The organism is Streptomyces griseus subsp. griseus, assembly GCF_000720255.1.
GTDB lineage: Bacteria > Actinomycetota > Actinomycetes > Streptomycetales > Streptomycetaceae > Streptomyces > Streptomyces griseus_I.
This window is the reverse complement of sequence record NZ_JOJE01000017.1, coordinates 89441-102336: the sequence shown is the minus strand read 5'-3', so window position 1 is coordinate 102336 and position 12896 is coordinate 89441. Positions and strand designations below refer to the sequence as shown.

The following is a 12896-nucleotide window of genomic DNA, read 5'->3' as shown; positions in this document are numbered from 1 at the left end:
TGAGACCCCACGGTGAGACCTCGGCCGCCCTTGTTCCAGGACTGCACCTGCCCGCAGCCGCGAGAGACCACTCGGAAAGTGCCCGGCGTCACAAATCGACGCCACAGTGAAGGGTTGTGAAGACTGTGGATTAAGTTTCAAGCATTAGGGTGCGATCCGTGCGCGTACTCCTGGTCGAAGACGATGAACCGGTCGCCGAATCGCTCCGGCGCGGCTTGAAGCGCTACAGCTTCGACGTCGAGTGGGTCACCACCGGCGCGGCCGCCCTGGCCCACCCCGGCCCCTACGACGTCGTCCTCCTCGACCTCGGACTGCCCGACACCGACGGCCTCGACGTCTGCAAGGCGCTGCGCCACCGCGGCGCCGTGCCGATCATCGTGATCAGCGCCCGCAGCGACGAGACGGACCGCGTGGTCGGACTCGAACTGGGCGCCGACGACTACGTCTCCAAGCCGTTCGGCGTGCGCGAGGTCATCGCGCGAATACGGGCCGTCATGCGGCGCGTCCAGCCCCGTACCGCCGAGACGGCCGGGCCCGACCGCTACGGCCCCCGCCTCACGGTCGACCGCAAGGCCGCCCGCGTCCACCTGGACGGCGAGGAGGTGCCGCTGGCACCCAAGGAGTACGACCTGCTGTCCTTCCTCACCGAGGAGCCGGGCGCGCTGATGACGCGCGAGCAGATCATGGAGGCCGTCTGGGACGCCAACTGGTTCGGGCCGACCAAGACACTCGACGTGCACGTGGCCGCGCTGCGGCGGAAGCTGACCGGCGCGATCATGATCGAGGCGGTCCGGGGCGTGGGATTCCGGCTCGTCGTGAACCCCACGAACGAGGACGGCACCGGGGACGGCACCGGGGACGGCACGGGGAACGCCGCCTCATGATCCGCCAGCTCATCCGCAGCTATGTGCTGCTCGTCGCCGTCGCCATCTTCCTGTTCACGGTGCCGGTCGCCTTCACGCTCACCGCCCAGCTGCGCGGCGACACCGAGCTGTCCGTCAGGCGCGAGGCGACCACGATGGCGCTGCTCCTCGGCAACGGCGACCGGGCGTCCTGCCAGGCGCTGGAGGAGATGGCCAAGGCGTACGCCGACAAGACCCACGACCGGGTCGAGGTCACCGCCACCGACGAGTGCGCGGCCGACCTGCCCCGCCCGGCGAGGGACGGCGACCTGGCCAGGGCCATGGCCGACGGCAGCACCCGGGTCGACTGGGGGTCGGACTTCATCTGGGGCCGGTACCTGGTGGTCACCGTGCCCGCGAGCGACGGGGGCCGGGTCGTAGGCGCGGTCCGGATCGTCTACTCCACGAGTGAACTGACCCACCGCCTGTGGACCATCTGGGGCTTCCGGGCGGGCCTCGCCGTGGCGGTCCTCGGCGTGGCCGCGCTGATCGGCGCCGTCGTGGCCCGCCGCCTCACCCGTCCGCTGCGCCAACTCAACGACATGGCGAGCAAGTTCAGCGACGGCGACCTGACCGCCCGCTCCCCCGTGACAGGCCCCCAGGAGACGCAGACACTGGCGCGCACCCTCAACCAGGGCGCGGAACGCCTGGAGACCCTGGTCGCCTCCCAGCGCATCTTCGTCGCCGACGCCTCCCACCAACTCCGTACGCCCCTGACCGCTCTGCGGCTGTCGCTGGACAACATCTCGGACGGCGTGGACGACGAGTTCGTACGGGAGGACGTGGAGCAGGCGACCGCGGAGGTGGTCCGGATGAGCCGCCTGGTCAACGGGCTGCTGGTGCTGGCGCGGGCGGAGGCCAAGGTGTCCGTGGCCGAACCGCTGCCGCTGACGGACATCGTGGCCGAACGCCTCGCGGTGTGGAGGCCGGCCGCCGACGAGCGCGGAGTCACCATCGCGCTCAGGGGGAGTGGTGTCGACGACCGGCCGCTCGTGTTGGCCAGCCCCGGTCATCTGGACCAGGTTCTGGACAACGTGCTCTCGAACGCCCTGGAGGTGTCACCGGACGGCGGCACCATCACCGTCCGGGTGGAGTCGAGCGCCGACGAGGTGGTGCTGTCGGTCCTCGACGAGGGTCCGGGTATGTCGGACGCGGAGAAGTCCCGCGCCTTCGACCGCTTCTGGCGCGGTCAGGGGCTGACCGGCCGCTCCGGCTCCGGCCTCGGCCTCGCCGTCGTCAAACAGCTGGTGACGGACGACGGCGGAAGCGTGACGTTGCGGGACGCCCCGGACAGCGGCCTGTGCGTACGGGTCGCCCTGCGGGCGGCGCAGCGCACCGGGTGAGAAGCCCGGGTCAGCCCTCGGGCATCGCCGACGAGTGGTGGTTGACGATCTTCCACTCGCCGTCCCGCTTCTCGTACTCGTAGGTGTAGCGGGCCTCGGCGACGCTCTTCTTGCCGGTCTTCGGGTCGGTGAAGGTGAACCGGTAGACGCCGGCGTCGATGGCGGAGTTGCCGTCGAGGACGTTGACGATCGTCTCGACCTTCTTGCCGACGGGCTTCTTCTGCAGGAAGTGCTCGAAGTAGTCGGCGATTTCGGCGTGGTCGGTACGGATCTTGTTGGAGAGGGTGGGCAGGAGGACCGCGTCGTCGGCGTAGAGGTCGGCCACCTTCTCCGGGTCACGCGTCTGCAGGGCGGCGTTCCACTGGTCGAAGAGGGAGGCGATCTGTCTCTTCGACGGCTTGGCCGACCGCTCCGGTCCGGCCGCGCTCACCCCGGCGGCGACGGTGCCGGTGGCGACGAGCGCGGCGGCGGTGACGACGGCTGCACGCTTGCGTATGGACTTGCCTGCGGGCTTGCCTGCGGGACGACGGGTCATCGCTACTCCTGTGCGTGCGGTGCGGTGTGGTGCTGGGTGGTGCTGTGTGGTGCGGTGGTGCGGACTCCAGACTCGCTTTCCGCCGGTTAGCGCCCGTGCAGGCGTCGTACAACGCACGTCCAAGGCCGGTCCAAATCTGCGGGCACCCACCGGCGTGGGATGCTGCTGAGCCATGACGAACGGGTGGTCGGGAGACGTACTGCTGGCCGGCATCGTGCTGCTCGGCTCGTCCGTGCAGTGGCTGACGGGCATGGGCTTCGCCCTGGTCGCCGTACCGGCCCTAGTCCTGCTCCTCGGGCCCACCCAGGGCGTCGCCCTCGCGAACTGCGCCGCCGGGGCCATCAGCGTCGTGGGCCTCGCGGGCGGCTTCCGCCGGGTACGTCCCGCCGCGATGCTGCCGTTGTGTGCGGCGGCGGCGTGCACGGTCCCGGCGGGTACCTGGATGACCCGCCGACTCCCCGAACCCGTACTCCTGTTGGTCATGGGCGGTCTGGTGACCGTGGCGGTCGTCCTGGTCATGCGCGGCGCACGCGTCCCCGCCCTGCGCGGCACCCGCGGCGCGGTCACGGCCGGCGCGCTCGGCGGCTTCATGAACTCCGCGGCGGGCGTCGGAGGCCCTCCGGTCTCCCTCTACGCCGTCAACGCGGGCTGGACGGTACGGGAGTTCGTCCCCAACGCCCAGTTCTACGGCGTGATCGTCAACGCCTTCTCGGTGGCGGCGAACGGAATGCCGCAGCTGACCACACCGAAGTGGGCGTCGGTCGTCGCCGCGATGATCCTGGGCGGGCTGATCGGCCGGAGCCTCGCCGGACGACTGCCCGAGCGGCGGGCCCGCCTCCTAGTACTGACACTGGCACTGGCGGGCGGGGTGACAGCGGTGGGGAAGGGACTGTGGGGGCTCTGAGGCACGGGCCGAGTGAGCGGGCCGGGTGCCGCGAGGCGCGGGCCGGACGCTGTGGGGTGCAGGCCGGGTGCCGCGAGGCGATGGGACGGACGCCGTAAGGCGATGGGCCAGGCACCGGGCCGTGAGGTGGGGGCCGGGCGCCGTGAGGTGGGGGCCGGGCGCCGGGCCGTGAGGTGGGGGCCGGGCGCCGTGAGGCGGGGGCCGGGCGCCGGGCCGTGAGGTGGGGGCTGGAAACTTGCTTCTGACGATCACTTGTCTGGGTTAGGTTCGCCCGATGGAGATCTTGCGCTACGTGGCCTTCAGCACCGACCCCGCGGGAGGCAATCCCGCCGGTGTGGTGCTCGACGCCACCGGAGTCGATGACGCGACCATGCTGGCGGCGGCGGCCGAAGTCGGCTACTCGGAGACGGCGTTCGTGGTGTCGTCCGACGAAGAGGGCCTGGACGTGAGGTACTTCAGTCCGCTGGCCGAGGTGCCGTTCTGCGGTCACGCGACCATCGCCCTGGCCGTCGCCCACGCCGACCGGCACGGCGTCGGACCGCTCCATCTACGCACCAGCGCGGGCGCGGTCGCCGTCACCACCTCGGTGGCCGACGACGGGACGACCGTGGCGACCCTGGTGAGCGTCGCACCGCGTACCGAGCCCCTCCCGGAGGCCGACCTGGCCGAACTGCTCTCCGCCCTGCGCTGGTCCGCCGACGAACTCGACCCGACGCTGCCGCCCCGCGTGGCCTACGCCGGCGCCTTCCATCCGATCGTGGCCGCGGCCGACCGGAGCCGTCTGGCCGACCTCGACTACGACATGCCGGCCCTCGCCGACCTCATGCGCCGCAGGGACTGGACCACCGTCGACCTGCTCTGGCGGGAATCACCCACCGTCTTCCACGCCCGCAACCCGTTCCCGCCCGGCGGGGTCGTCGAGGACCCCGCCACCGGCGCGGCGGCCGCGGCCTTCGGCGGCTACCTGCGGGAACTCGAACTGGTCACCACCCCGGCGACCTTGACGATCCATCAGGGCGACGACATGGGCCGCCCCAGCACTCTCACGGTCTCCGTGCCCGAGAACCGGGACTCCGGCATCGGTGTCACCGGCACGGCCGTGAAGATCTGAGGCACGCACAGCGCCCCGGAAGAACCGAGGCGCAAGCGCGCCGGTCCTACTTCGCCCGCAGGCCCAGTCGACCGCCGATCTCCTCCGCCATCACCCTGCCCGCCTCGAACTCCAGGGTGTCGTCACCGGCGGACAGGTCGGTGTCGAGCCCGTCGAGTTCCGCCAGGGGCTGGTTGAGGCGGACGTGGGCCAGGACCGAGTGGAGGGCGCGGAGGGTGGCCGACGCCGTGGCTCCCCAGTTGGAGAAGTAGGAGAACTGCCACCACCACAGCGCCTCCGACGTGCGGCCGGCGCGGTAGTGGACCATGCCGTGGCGGAGGTCGGTGATGACGTCCGTGAGGTCGTCGGAGATACGGGCCGGTACGGGCGCCTTGCGGGGCTCGTAGGGGTCGAAGACCTCCGAGTAGACGTCGATCGGCTCCAGCAGCCGGGCGAGGTTCTCGCGGAGTTCGTCCACGTCGGCCTCCGGACCCGGGTCGGGCTCGTAGCGCTCGTCCGGGACGATGTCCTCGTGCGCGCCCAGACGGCCGCCGGCGAGGAGGAGTTGGGAGACCTCCAACAGCAGGAAGGGGACCGCCGAGTCCGGCTCGTCGCCCTTCGCAACCTCCATGACGGCGACCAGGAAACTCTCGACCTGGTCCGCGATCTGGACCGCGAAATCGTCCGGGTTCTGTTCGGTCGCGTGCAGCGTGGCGTCAGACATCTAGGAGTCGTCTCCCCTCGAAGGCGCGGCCGAGGGTGACCTCGTCCGCGTATTCCAGGTCGCCACCCACCGGGAGGCCGCTGGCCAGGCGGGTGACCTTGAGGCCCATGGGCTTGATCATGCGGGCGAGGTACGTCGCCGTCGCCTCCCCCTCCAGGTTCGGGTCGGTGGCCAGGATCAGTTCGGTGACCGTGCCGTCGGCCAGGCGGGCCAACAGTTCTCTTATGCGCAGATCATCTGGTCCTACACCCTCGATCGGGCTGATGGCCCCGCCCAGGACGTGGTAGCGGCCGCGGAACTCCCGCGTGCGCTCGATCGCCACCACGTCCTTCGGCTCCTCCACGACACAGATGACCGAGAGGTCGCGGCGGCTGTCGCGGCAGATGTTGCACAGCTCCTCCTGTGCCACGTTGCCGCAGGTCGCGCAGAAGCGGACCTTCGCCTTGACCTCCATCAGGGCCTGCGCGAGACGCCGTACGTCCGTCGGTTCCGCCTGCAGGATGTGGAAGGCGATCCGCTGGGCGCTCTTGGGACCGACGCCGGGCAACCGCCCCAGCTCGTCGATGAGGTCCTGCACCACGCCTTCGTACAACGGACTGCCGTCCTTCCCGAGGTTCCTTCAGTACGTACCGTAGTTGGCCGACGGCCGACTTAGAAAGGCAGGCCCGGGATGCCGCCGCCCAGGCCCTGGGCGAGCGGGCCCAGCTTCTGCTGCTGGAGCGCCTGCGCGTTCTCGTTGGCCGCCTGTACGGCCGCCACTACCAGGTCGGCGAGGGTCTCGGTGTCCTCGGGGTCCACGGCCTTCGGGTCGATCCGCAGCGCGCGCAGCTCTCCGGAACCCGTGACGGTCGCCTTCACCAGGCCGCCGCCGGCCTGTCCTTCGACCTCGGTCCGCGCCAGTTCCTCCTGCGCGTTCGCCAGGTCCTGCTGCATCTTCTGGGCCTGCTGCAGCAGCTGCTGCATGTTGGGCTGGCCACCACCGGGGATCACGATCAGCTCCTCCGTCTGTACGGGTTTTCCCGTTCAGCACGAGCCTACGTGTTCGGCGCAGCCGTCGCCCCGGCACTCTTTCGAGTGAGTGGGACGGCGGGCGTATACCTAACCAAGGCCCCCTTCCGGGCGGAAAAGCGATGAAAGAGACTCCTTCGCCACCCATTGGGCGGTAGGAAGGGTGCGGCGCATCAGCACCAGGCGTCACGGTGTGACGGTTCACGGTTTCGCAGTGTCACGTTTCGCAGTGTCACGGTGTCACGGTGGTTCGCGCCGCCACGCAGCGTGATCGGTCGGATGAGGTAGGGAGTGCCGCGTGGGTCAGCCGGAGATGCAGCCCGAGGGTCCGCCTCAGGACGGGCGGGGTGAGGGGGCGGCCGGGCGGCGGCCGGGCGACCTGACCGGGCGGACGCTTCCGCTCGGCGACTGGGCGGAGCCCGCGGAGCGGCTGGACGAGCTGTACCGGTGGGTGGAGCGGGGGGCGCTGGAGACGGCCGCCTGGTATCTCGCCGACCGGGTGTGGAAGCGGCGGGGGGCCCGGGTGCTGCGGGGCGGTGCGGCCGGCGGGGCTGTGGCGGGCGCGTCCCTGCCGTTGCTGGATCTGACGGGGGTGGTGGGCGGGGTCGCCCCGTGGGGTTACCTCGCGTTGATGACCGCGGTGGCCTGCATGGCCGTCGACCGGTTCTTCGGGGTCACCTCGGGGTGGATAAGGGACGTCGCCACCGCGCAGGCGGTGCAGCGGCGACTTCAGGTGTTGCAGTTCGATTGGGCGTCGGAGAGCGTGCGGGAGGTGCTCGGACCGGCCGAGGGCACCGCCAGTGAGGCGGCGGAGCGGTGCCTGGGGGTGCTGCGGCGGTTCTCCGAGGACGTGACGGAACTGGTGCGGGTGGAGACCACGGACTGGATGGTGGAGTTCCGTACGGGCTGCGCGCCCACGGGGATCCAGGGGGCGTTGTCGTCCGGCGTACGGCAGGACGCCGGGGCGGGACAGGGGCGGTTCCCCATGCCGCCGGGGGCGTCCACCCGGCCGAACATGCCCCGCCAGCGGCCACCGGAGCCCAGGTGAGCGTTCCCCCTACGTTCACCGCCTCGTGTACGTCAGCTTCTCCCCCGTGCCGGGGCTGGTCCGCTGGAGTCTGCCGTCGGGCAGCAGCGTGATCTCGGTGGGGGCGCCGGGGTTGCAGGAGGAGCGGGGTTCGCCCGAGGTGACGGTGGAGGGGCCGATGGACAACGGGCCTCCTGGCGAAGGCTTCTCGGCCAAGGTGGCCTCGAACTCGCAGTGGTAGCCGCCGCCTTCGGTGGTGCCGTCGGCGACGAGGGTGAGGACGGTGTCACCCACCCCGCCCTGCTCGATGGTCAGTTGGCGGGTGTTGCTGCCACCGGCGCTGTCGATCGTCGCGGTCCAGGTACCGAGGTAGGCGGTGGGGACGGCGGCGTCGGTGGGAGTGGAGCTGGGGGTGCTGCTGGGGGTGGGCGTCGTGGGCTCGGGTGATGTGGGGGCGGTGGCGGTCCGTGATGACGTGCCGGGGTCCGGGACGCGGGTGGTGTCGCCGTTCATCAGGGCGTACACCGAGCCGCCCGCGGCGAGCGCGACGACCAGGGCGACCACCACGAGCAGCGCGGTGGAACGGCCGTTGCGGCGCGGGGGTTCGAGGGTTTCCGCGGGGCCGTGGTCGATGGCGGGGTAGGGGGTGGTCAGGACGTACGGGGGGTACGGCGGCGGGTTCCAGGCGTCGGCCGGAGCGGGTGGGTCGTTCCAGGCCCCGATGGCGGGCTGCTGAGGATGACCGTTGCCGCCGGGCTCACCCGGTGCGGCCTCCCGGCCGGGGATGGTGATGTCGTCGGACGCGGGTGCGTGCTCCGGGGTCGCCTCGGGAGCGTGCCTCACCCCACCGGCCGCTTCCGAAGCACCGCCCCCTTCCGGACGGCGCCCCTCCGCACTCCCCCTCTCCGGCCCCTCCACCTCCAGCAACCGCACCGCGTGCCGCCCCAGTTGGGCGACCAGGGCACTCGGCAGCCACGGCTCGCGGAACCGGCCGTCGGCGGCCGTGTCCTGGGCGCCGGTGCGTTCCAGGACGCGGGTGAGTGAGGGCCGGGCGGCGGGATCCTTGCGCAGGCAGGCGCGGACGAGGTCGGCGATGCCCTCGGGGACGCCGGTCAGGTCGGGTTCCTTCTCGGCGATGCGGAACATCAGGGCGTGGGCACCGGAGTCGGCGGAGCCGAAGGGGAGCCTGCCGGTGGCGGCGTACGCCAGCAGGGAGCCGAGGCAGAAGACGTCGCACGCGGGCGTGATGGGCTCCCCGAGCACCTGCTCGGGCGCCATGAAACCGGGCGAGCCGATCATGGCCCCGGTGTGGGTGAGGCCGCCGTCCATCACGGTCTCGACCGCCCCGTCCGTCACCGTCTCCAGGGCCCGCGCGATGCCGAAGTCGATGACGCGCGGACCGTCGATGGTCACCAGCACGTTGGACGGCTTGAGGTCGCGGTGGACGATCCCCGCGGCGTGGATGTCCGTGAGCGCGTGGGCGAGGCCGGTGGCGAGGATCCGTACCGTCCGCTCGGGCAGCGGGCCGTGGTCATGGCCGACGACCTGCTGGAGGCTGGGCCCGGCGATGTACCCGGTGGCGACCCAGGGCACGGCGGCCTCGGTGTCGGCGTCCAGTACCGGCGCGGTCCAGGATCCGCCGACCCGCCGAGCGGCCCGCACCTCACGGCGGAACCTGGCCCGGAACTCCTCCTCGGCGGCCAGTTCCGCGCGCACCAGCTTCACGGCGACGGTCCGCCCCCGCTCCGACCGGGCGAGGAACACGTGCCCCATCCCGCCGGCCCCGAGCCGGGCGAGCAACCGGTAGGTCCCGATGTGCCGCGGGTCCCCCGGTCCCAGTGCCCCCATGGCCATCGCCATCCGCCCCGCCCTCTCCGCCGCCCGCCCCTGCACGGACGGACCGAGGATAATGCGGCGATCCCCGCAGGTGGGCGGCGGTTTTTCTACGGTTCGGTAACGAGGGGCCCGGTCTTCCCCAGGACCTGCGACAACCGCTCCAGCACCCGCACCGCCTCGGCGAGTTCCGCCTCCCCGAACGCCTCCGCCAGCCGGTCGGCGAACGCCGCGTGCCCGGGGTCGATCCGGGCGATCGCGGCCCGGCCCTCCTCGGTCGGCGCGAGCAGCTTGGCGCGGCGGTGGGCCGGGTTGGGTCGGTACTCGGCGAGTCCGCGTTCCACCAGCAGGTCGGCGATGCGCTGCACGCTCTGCCGGGTGATGCCCATGGCCCGGGCGATCCCGGCCACGGACAGCGGCTCGCGCAGCACCGCGCCGAGCACCTGCCACCACGCGGCGGTGAGCCCGGCGGGCCGGGCCAGTTCCTCGGCGAGGGCGAGGAACTGCCCGTTCAGCCGGAAGACCCCGAGCGCGCCGCGGCTGAGCAGGTCCTGACGTTCATGGCTCACCGGGCTGCCGCCTCCTCCAATACGGCGTACGCCTGCGCGTCGGAGTCGTGGAACAGCCGGTACCAGGCGTCCAGCACCTCACCCTCGTACACCCCGAGGAGCCGGAAGATCTCCCGGGCGAAGGCGACGGGCTCGGTGGGTCCGGCGGTGATCAGGCCCCGGTCGGTCACGGCGTCCGCGTCCACGTACCGCGCGCCGCCGCCGTAGCCGGTCGCCGCCAGGTAGAAGGAGACCGCGCTGGTGTGGTCGCGGTCGTCGAGCAGGCCCTCGCGGGCGAGTCCGGCGGTGGCCCCGCAGATCGCGGCGACGGGGACCCCGGCGTCCAGGAAGGCGCGGGCCGTGCGGGCGAAGGGGGCGAGGTCGTCGCCGGTCTCCCAGGCGTCGGCGCCCGGGAGGATCAGCAGGGAGCTGTCCTGCGGTCGTACGGCGTCCAGCGCGAGGTCCGGCTGGACGCGCAGGCCGCCGATGCTGCGGACCGGTGACACGGTCGGGCCGACGGTACGCACCTCGTACCCGGCGCGGGCGAGGTAGGCCGTGGCGTGGCCGGTCTCCCAGTCGGCGTAGGTGTCGTAGACGGCGAGATGGACGGGCTTGCGGGTCATGGCTGTCTCCTCGTGCCGTTCCTTGTGCCGTGCACTCCATCACTCATGACAGCAGCCTGTCATTTAGACAGTGTGCTGTCAATCCGTGCGGTCCCTCACAGTTCCTTCGACAACCTGTCGCGGAAACCCCCCGTCCACAGACAGGACGCCGATTCCGTTTCCGCATCGCGGACATTTACGCTCACTCGCATGACCCCACAGCCCAATCCTCAGGCCGGCGCCGCCGTGAAGGCCGCGGACCGTGCGCACGTCTTCCACTCCTGGTCCGCCCAGGAGCTCATCGACCCGCTCGCCGTCGCCGGCGCCGAGGGGTCGTACTTCTGGGACTACGACGGCAAGCGCTACCTCGACTTCACGAGCGGGCTCGTCTACACGAACATCGGCTACCAGCACCCCAAGGTCGTCGCCGCGATCCAGGAGCAGGCCGCGACGATGACCACGTTCGCGCCCGCCTTCGCCATCGAGGCGCGCTCCGAGGCGGCCCGGCTGATCGCCGAGCGGACCCCCGGCGACCTGGACAAGATCTTCTTCACCAACGCCGGCGCCGACGCCGTGGAGCACGCCGTGCGCATGGCGCGGCTGCACACCGGCCGCGCGAAGGTGCTGTCGGCGTACCGCTCCTACCACGGCGGCACCCAGCAGGCCGTGAACCTCACCGGTGACCCGCGTCGCTGGGCCTCCGACAGCGCCTCCGCCGGTGTCGTGCACTTCTGGGCGCCCTTCCTCTACCGCTCCCGCTTCTACGCGGAGACCGAGGAGCAGGAGTGCGCGCGGGCGCTGGAGCACCTGGAGACGACGATCGCCTTCGAGGGGCCGGGCACGATCGCCGCGATCATCCTGGAGACCATCCCGGGCACGGCCGGGATCATGGTCCCGCCGCCCGGCTACCTCGCCGGTGTCCGCGAGATCTGCGACAAGTACGGCATCGTCTTCGTCCTGGACGAGGTCATGGCCGGGTTCGGGCGGACCGGTGAGTGGTTCGCCGCCGACCTGTTCGACGTCGTACCGGACCTGATGACCTTCGCCAAGGGCGTGAACTCCGGCTATGTGCCGCTCGGCGGCGTCGCCATCTCCGGGGAGATCGCGCAGACCTTCGCCAAGCGGCCGTACCCGGGCGGGCTGACGTACTCCGGGCATCCGCTGGCCTGCGCGGCGGCCGTCGCGACCATCAACGTGATGGCGGAGGAGGGCATCGTCGAGAACGCGGCGAAGCTCGGCGCCTCCGTCGTCGAGCCCGCGCTGCGGCAGCTGGCCGAGCGGCACCCGAGCGTCGGCGAGGTGCGCGGGGTCGGCATGTTCTGGGCGATCGAGCTGGTGAAGAACCGGGAGACGCGCGAGCCGCTGGTGCCGTACAACGCGGCGGGCGAGGCGAACGCCCCGATGGCCGCCTTCGGCGCGGCCGCGAAGAAGCACGGCATCTGGCCCTTCCTGAACATGAACCGCACCCACGTGGTGCCGCCGTGCAACGTGAGCGAGGCGGAGCTGACGGAGGGCCTCTCGGCGCTCGACGCGGCCCTGTCGGTGGCCGACGAGTACACGGAGTAGTTGCGGCGGTTTCGGGGCGGAGTCGAACGCGTAAGGTGGCGTGCCCGTACATATAGCCGTACGCCACCCCCTACGCGACGGGAGACGCCCCGACCATGCCCGGCTCCAGCGGCAACGGCGCCGTGACCCGCAGCACCCTGCGGCAGCAGATCGCCGCCGCGCTTCGTGACGAGGTGCTGGCGGGGCGACTGAAGCCGGGTCAGGAGTTCACGGTGAAGGAGATCGCCGAACAGTACGGCGTCTCCGCGACCCCCGTCCGCGAGGCCCTGGTGGATCTCTCCGCCCAGGGCCTCCTGGACGCCGACCAGCACCGCGGCTTCCACGTCCACGAGTACTCCGTCGAGGACTACCGGGGCATGCTGGAGGCCCGCAACCTGATCATCGAGGGCATGTTCCACGCCCTGGAGGCCGGGCCCGAGCGGTTCCAGGACCCGGACGACCCCCGGCTCGCCGCCTCCGTCGCGGGCGTACGCCGCCGCGGCGAGGAGGCCCAGCGCGCCGCCTCGGCCGGTGACCTGACCGTCCTCATCGGCTACGACCTGCGGTTCTGGCGCGAGCTCGCCGCCTTCTTCGGCAACCCCTACCTCGCCGACTTCCTGCACCGGCTGCGCCTGCAGTCCTGGGCGTGCGCGGTACAACACCTGCGCCGCCTGACCGACCTGCGCGGCCACCTGTGGTCCGGCCACACCGAACTGGTCGACGCCCTGTCGCGCCGCGATATCACCGCCGCCCGCGCGATCCTCACGACGTACAGCGCGGACTCCCTGGCCCTGATCGAGCGGCTGGCCGCCGAGTGAGCGCGAGGCACTCACCG

The 12896-nt window shown here is 71.6% G+C and carries 14 protein-coding genes; 7 read left to right on the top strand and 7 right to left on the bottom strand.

Annotated features, from left to right (window positions below):
• Positions 1-158: 158 nt before the first annotated feature.
• Both IG99_RS23640 and IG99_RS23635 read left to right on the top strand, forming a co-directional pair.
• Positions 159-884: a response regulator transcription factor gene (locus IG99_RS23640; RefSeq protein WP_037676890.1), complete on the top strand. Its 726-nt coding sequence runs from the start codon at positions 159-161 to the stop codon at positions 882-884.
• Positions 881-2245: a HAMP domain-containing sensor histidine kinase gene (locus tag IG99_RS23635; RefSeq protein ID WP_037676889.1), complete on the top strand. Its 1365-nt coding sequence runs from the start codon at positions 881-883 to the stop codon at positions 2243-2245. The genes IG99_RS23640 and IG99_RS23635 overlap by 4 nt, the downstream gene beginning before the upstream one ends.
• Before the next feature lie 10 nt (positions 2246-2255).
• Here the strand turns inward: IG99_RS23635 and IG99_RS23630 are convergent, their stop codons facing one another.
• Complete coding sequence (locus IG99_RS23630) at positions 2256-2780, bottom strand: SgcJ/EcaC family oxidoreductase (RefSeq protein ID WP_037676888.1); 525 nt, start codon at positions 2778-2780, stop codon at positions 2256-2258.
• Between the two features lie 172 nt (positions 2781-2952).
• Between IG99_RS23630 and IG99_RS23625 the strand changes: the two genes are divergently transcribed.
• Together IG99_RS23625 and IG99_RS23620 are read left to right on the top strand one after the other, a co-directional pair.
• Positions 2953-3684: a sulfite exporter TauE/SafE family protein gene (locus IG99_RS23625; RefSeq protein ID WP_037676887.1), complete on the top strand. Its 732-nt coding sequence runs from the start codon at positions 2953-2955 to the stop codon at positions 3682-3684.
• 274 nt (positions 3685-3958) lie between these two features.
• Entirely contained in the window at positions 3959-4795 is an 837-nt protein-coding gene (locus tag IG99_RS23620) for a PhzF family phenazine biosynthesis protein (RefSeq protein WP_037676886.1), read from the top strand.
• A 46-nt stretch (positions 4796-4841) separates the two neighbouring features.
• On the opposite strand, the gene IG99_RS23615 is transcribed toward IG99_RS23620, so the two are convergent.
• From IG99_RS23615 to IG99_RS23605, 3 genes are read right to left on the bottom strand one after another with little or no spacing between them, the layout of a single operon-like run.
• Complete coding sequence (locus tag IG99_RS23615) at positions 4842-5498, bottom strand: DUF5063 domain-containing protein (RefSeq protein ID WP_037676885.1); 657 nt, start codon at positions 5496-5498, stop codon at positions 4842-4844.
• Positions 5491-6090, bottom strand: a complete 600-nt coding sequence (gene recR, locus IG99_RS23610) for a recombination mediator RecR (protein WP_030942251.1) — start codon at positions 6088-6090, stop codon at positions 5491-5493. The genes IG99_RS23615 and recR overlap by 8 nt, the downstream gene beginning before the upstream one ends.
• Before the next feature lie 59 nt (positions 6091-6149).
• Positions 6150-6488: a YbaB/EbfC family nucleoid-associated protein gene (locus tag IG99_RS23605; RefSeq protein WP_037676884.1), complete on the bottom strand. Its 339-nt coding sequence runs from the start codon at positions 6486-6488 to the stop codon at positions 6150-6152.
• A gap of 316 nt (positions 6489-6804) precedes the next feature.
• Between IG99_RS23605 and IG99_RS23600 the strand changes: the two genes are divergently transcribed.
• On the top strand, positions 6805-7554 hold the full coding sequence (locus IG99_RS23600; protein WP_037676883.1) for an SLATT domain-containing protein: 750 nt from the start codon (positions 6805-6807) through the stop codon (positions 7552-7554).
• Between the two features lie 15 nt (positions 7555-7569).
• On the opposite strand, the gene IG99_RS23595 is transcribed toward IG99_RS23600, so the two are convergent.
• The 3 genes from IG99_RS23595 to IG99_RS23585 all read right to left on the bottom strand — a co-directional run bounded on the left by IG99_RS23595 (position 7570) and on the right by IG99_RS23585 (position 10537).
• A complete protein-coding gene (locus IG99_RS23595) occupies positions 7570-9381 on the bottom strand; it encodes a serine/threonine-protein kinase (RefSeq protein ID WP_037676960.1) in 1812 nt (603 codons plus the stop codon).
• Between the two features lie 95 nt (positions 9382-9476).
• The gene (locus tag IG99_RS23590; protein ID WP_037676882.1) at positions 9477-9935 is read right to left on the bottom strand and encodes a MarR family winged helix-turn-helix transcriptional regulator; all 459 of its coding nucleotides are present in this window, start codon (positions 9933-9935) and stop codon (positions 9477-9479) included.
• The gene (locus tag IG99_RS23585; protein ID WP_037676881.1) at positions 9932-10537 is read right to left on the bottom strand and encodes a type 1 glutamine amidotransferase family protein; all 606 of its coding nucleotides are present in this window, start codon (positions 10535-10537) and stop codon (positions 9932-9934) included. The genes IG99_RS23590 and IG99_RS23585 overlap by 4 nt, the downstream gene beginning before the upstream one ends.
• Before the next feature lie 189 nt (positions 10538-10726).
• On the opposite strand from IG99_RS23585, the gene IG99_RS23580 reads away from it, so the two are divergent.
• Positions 10727-12082 carry an aspartate aminotransferase family protein gene (locus IG99_RS23580; RefSeq protein ID WP_037676880.1) on the top strand — a complete coding sequence of 452 codons (1356 nt, stop codon included), beginning with the start codon at positions 10727-10729 and terminating at the stop codon, positions 12080-12082.
• Positions 12083-12177: 95 nt separating this feature from the next.
• Positions 12178-12879 carry a GntR family transcriptional regulator gene (locus IG99_RS23575; protein WP_037676879.1) on the top strand — a complete coding sequence of 234 codons (702 nt, stop codon included), beginning with the start codon at positions 12178-12180 and terminating at the stop codon, positions 12877-12879.
• Positions 12880-12896 lie beyond the last annotated feature (17 nt).